This window comes from Bradyrhizobium pachyrhizi (genome assembly GCF_001189245.1).
GTDB lineage: Bacteria > Pseudomonadota > Alphaproteobacteria > Rhizobiales > Xanthobacteraceae > Bradyrhizobium > Bradyrhizobium pachyrhizi.
In genome coordinates this window covers 24,361-28,312 of sequence record NZ_LFIQ01000035.1, presented here as the reverse complement: position 1 = coordinate 28,312, position 3,952 = coordinate 24,361, and the positions used below count along the sequence as shown (strand labels likewise).

5 protein-coding genes are annotated in these 3,952 nt (G+C 65.0%); all 5 read left to right on the top strand.

The features are described from left to right. On the top strand, window positions 1–992 hold a 992-nt coding region (locus tag AKL29_RS04195; protein ID WP_244481749.1), incomplete at its 5' end, for a PQQ-dependent sugar dehydrogenase. Window positions 993–1,125: 133 nt separating this feature from the next. Then, window positions 1,126–1,695 carry a c-type cytochrome gene (locus tag AKL29_RS04190; RefSeq protein ID WP_050383235.1) on the top strand — a complete coding sequence of 190 codons (570 nt, stop codon included), beginning with the start codon at window positions 1,126–1,128 and terminating at the stop codon, window positions 1,693–1,695. Between the two features lie 71 nt (window positions 1,696–1,766). Next, window positions 1,767–3,158 carry an amidase family protein gene (locus tag AKL29_RS04185; RefSeq protein ID WP_050383234.1) on the top strand — a complete coding sequence of 464 codons (1,392 nt, stop codon included), beginning with the start codon at window positions 1,767–1,769 and terminating at the stop codon, window positions 3,156–3,158. A gap of 1 nt (window position 3,159) precedes the next feature. After that, window positions 3,160–3,636, top strand: coding sequence for a glutathione peroxidase (locus AKL29_RS04180; RefSeq protein WP_028332658.1), 477 nt, complete (start codon window positions 3,160–3,162; stop codon window positions 3,634–3,636). Continuing rightward, the gene (locus AKL29_RS04175) at window positions 3,633–3,899 is read left to right on the top strand and encodes a DUF3297 family protein (protein ID WP_050383232.1); all 267 of its coding nucleotides are present in this window, start codon (window positions 3,633–3,635) and stop codon (window positions 3,897–3,899) included. The genes AKL29_RS04180 and AKL29_RS04175 overlap by 4 nt, the downstream gene beginning before the upstream one ends. The last annotated feature ends 53 nt before the right edge of the window (window positions 3,900–3,952 follow it).

The following is a 3,952-nucleotide window of genomic DNA, read 5'->3' as shown; positions in this document are numbered from 1 at the left end:
CGGCCGGCATGGCCAATGCGCGCTCGCTGGCGCTTGGCGACAAGGGCACGGTGTTCGTCGGCAGCCGGCTCGTCGACAAGGTTTATGCGATCGTCAACAAGGACGGCAAGCGCTCGGTCAAGGTGATCGCCTCCGGCCTCTATCGTCCGAACGGCGTCGCCTTCAAGGACGGCACGCTCTACATCGCCGAGCTCTCGAAGGTCTCCAAGATCGACAAGATCGAGGACAATCTGGACAACCCGCCGAAGCCCACCGTCATTTACGACAAGCTGCCGAAGGACGAGGCGCATGGCTGGAAGTTCATCGCCGTCGGTCCCGACAACAAGCTTTATGTTCCGGTCGGACAGCCCGGCAACAATGTGCTGCATGACGCCGACCACGGCCAGATCCGCCGCATGAATCTCGATGGCTCCAGCGCCGAGGTCTACGCGCTCGGCGTGCGCAACACGGTCGGCTTCGACTGGAATCCCGAGAACAAGCAGATGTACTTCACCGACAATGGCCGCGACTGGCTGTCGGAGACGGTGCCGGAAGACGAGCTTAACCGCATCACCAAGGCGGGCGAGGATTTCGGCGCGCCGTACTGCTACCAGGGCAACATCATCGACCAGGAGCTCGGCTGGGGCAAGAACTGCAAGAACTACACCGCTCCGGTCGGCCTGATGGGCCCGCATACCGCTTCGCTCGGCATGCGCTTCTACACCGGCAGCATGTTCCCGAAGAGCTACAAGAACGTGATCTTCGTCGCGCGTCACGGCTCCTGGAACAAGTCGCAGAAGCAGGGCGGTGACGTGGTCGCCGTCAGGCTTAACAAGGACGGCACCGTGAAGTCGATGGAGCCGTTCCTGACCGGCTTCCTCGAGGACAACAAGTATGTCGGCCGCCCGGTCGACGTGATGCTGCTGAAGGATGGCTCGCTGCTGGTCTCCGACGACTGGAACGGCGCGGTCTATCGCGTCAGCTACGGCAAGCCGAAGGTCGCCAATCAGTAACAACCACCAACGTCATTCCGGGGCGATGCGCAGCATCGAACCTCAGGTGCGCAGTTGCGCACCGAGAATCTCGAGATTCCGGGTCTGGTGCTCGCGCACCAGCCCGGAATGACGGAATTGCCGGGAGCAACCGATGCGCAAGACGATCATTCCAGGGCTCCTGGCTGCATTCACTGTTTTCTCAGCAAATGCCGAGACCATCCAGGAGCGCGCCGCGGCGTGCTTTGCCTGCCATGGCGAGCATGGCACGTCGGAAACCGAGAACACGCCGTCGCTCGGCGGCCAGACGGCGCCCTATGCGCTGATCCAGCTCTTCATGTTCCGCGAGAAGCTGCGGGTGTTCGAGCCGATGAACGAGATGGCGAAGCCGCTGACCGACGACGATTTGCGCAGCTTCTCGGATTTCATCGCGACCTTGCCGAAGCCCACGCCGCCTGCTGATGCCAGCGATCCGGCGCGGATGGCGCGGGGCCAGGCGCTGGCGCAGCAGAACCGCTGCAATAGCTGCCACAACACCGATTTCTCCGGCAAGGAGAATGTCCCGCGCATCGCCAACCAGCGCGAGGACTACCTCGCCAAGACGCTGGCCGAATACAAGGACAACAGCCGCCACGGCTATGATGCCACCATGGCCGACGTGATGCAGACGGTGACCAAGGAGCAGATCGGCGACCTTGCCTATTACATCGCGCATGTCCGCTGAAACATCAGGCGGCGGACCGCTGGCCATGTTCTCCGCGCGGCGCTAAAACGCAGCGTCACACGGAGTTGCACATGCAGGATATTTGGCGTCTGTCGGCGGCCGAGCTCGCCAGCCTCATCAAATCGAAGAAGGTGTCGGCGAAGGAGGCGGCGGAGGCCGGGCTCGCCCGGCTCGACGCGGTCAACCCGAAGCTCAACGCGGTGGTCGATCACCGGCCGGACGACGTGCTGGCGCAGGCGGCCAAGATCGATGCGGCCATTGCGCGCGGCGAGGCGGTCGGGCCGCTCGCCGGCGTGCCAATCACCATCAAGGTCAATGTCGACCAGGAGGGCTACGCCACCACCAACGGGCTGAAGGCGCAGCGCGACGTCATCGCCAAGGTCGACAATCCGGTGGTCGCCAATCTGCGCAAGGCCGGCGCGGTGCTGCTCGGCCGCACCAATTGTCCGGCGGTCTCCTATCGCTGGTTCACCACCAACCTCATTCACGGCGACACCAAGAATCCGCGCGATCCCGGCATCACCCCGGGCGGCTCGTCGGGCGGCGCGGGCTCGGCGGTCGCGGCCGGCATCGGCCACATCGCGCACGGCACCGATATCGCCGGCTCGGTGCGCTATCCGGCCTATGCCTGCGGCGTGCACGGCCTGCGGCCAAGCATGGGCCGCATCCCGGCCTTCAATTCGGCTTTGCCGGAGCGGCCGATCGGCCCGCAGATCAGCGCGGTGTCGGGCCCGCTGGCGCGCACCGTCAACGATCTGCGCATTTCGCTCGCGGCGATGTCGGCGCCGGACTATCGCGACCCCTGGTATGCGCCGGTGCCGCTCGAAGGCCCGCCGCGCGAGAAGCGCGTTGCGATGTGCCTCAATCCGGACGGTCTTAATCCGGTGCCGGAAGTGGTCGCCGCGGTGGCCGACGCCGGCAAGCGCTTGCAGAAGGCCGGCTGGATCGTCGAGGAAATTGCAAACACGCCGTCCTTGCGCGAGGCGGCCGAGATCCAGACCCGGCTCTGGCTCGGCGACGGCTACGAGGCCCAGCTCGCCTTCGCCGAGCGCGAGGGCGATCCCGGCGCACTGGCCTGTCTGCGCGGCGTCCGCGCCCGGGTGCATCCGTTCGACCTGTCGCAGGCGCTGACCCGCCGCGCCACCCTGACGCGCGAATGGTTCGCCTTCTTCGACAAATATCCGGTGCTGCTGATGCCGGTCTCCGGCGAGCTGCCGTTCCGCGACCATCTCGACCGCAAGGACGAGGCGTCGTTCGCACGGGTGTGGCACGCGCAGCTGCCGCAGATCGCGATCCCGTTCATGGGGCTTCCCGGGCTCGTGGTCTCCACCGGTCTCGTGGGCCGGATCCCGGTCGGCGTGCAACTGGTGGCCGGACGCTACCGCGAGGATCTCTGCCTTGCCGCGGGCGAGGCGGTCGAGGCCGGCGGCACGCCGTCGGCTGCGATCGATCCGGTCGGTTGAGATGGCAACCGTCTACGATTTCACCGCCAAGTCGCTCGCCGGCGACGACGTGCCGTTGCAGCGGTTCGAGGGCCAGGTGCTCTTGATCGTGAACACGGCGAGCGCGTGCGGGTTCACGCCGCAATATAAGGGCCTGCAGGAGCTGCACGCGGGGCTGTCGCCGCGCGGCTTTGCCGTGCTCGGCTTCCCCTGCAACCAGTTCGGGGCGCAGGAGCCGGGCGATGCGAAGCAGATCGCCGCGTTCTGCGAGACCAACTACGCTGTGACGTTTCCGATGTTCGCCAAGATCGACGTCAATGGCTCAGGTGCGCATCCATTGTACGAACATCTGAAACGTGAGAAGTCGGGCCTGCTCGGGCCGGCGATCAAATGGAACTTCACCAAGTTCCTGGTCGATCGCGCCGGCAAGGTCGTGGCGCGGCATGCGCCGACTGCCCGGCCCGAAGGATTGAGGAAGGATATCGAGGCGCTGCTATGAGCGACGACAACGACTCCAACGACCAATTCCCCGACCGCCTCTCGGTCGATCCGAACAGCCCGTACTACAATGCGGATATTCTCGCCCGCGATGTCGGCATCCGATTCAAGGGTGTCGAGAAGACCAATGTCGAAGAGTACTGCATCAGCGAAGGCTGGGTCCGCGTCACCGCTGGTAATGCCAAGGACCGTTACGGCAATCCGCTGACCATCAAGGTGCACGGGCCGGTCGAGCCGTATTTCCGGGATAAGACGAAGTCCTGAAGCTGCTTCCTCTGCCGTCATTGCGAGCGAAGCAATCCACGTCTCCGCTCGTT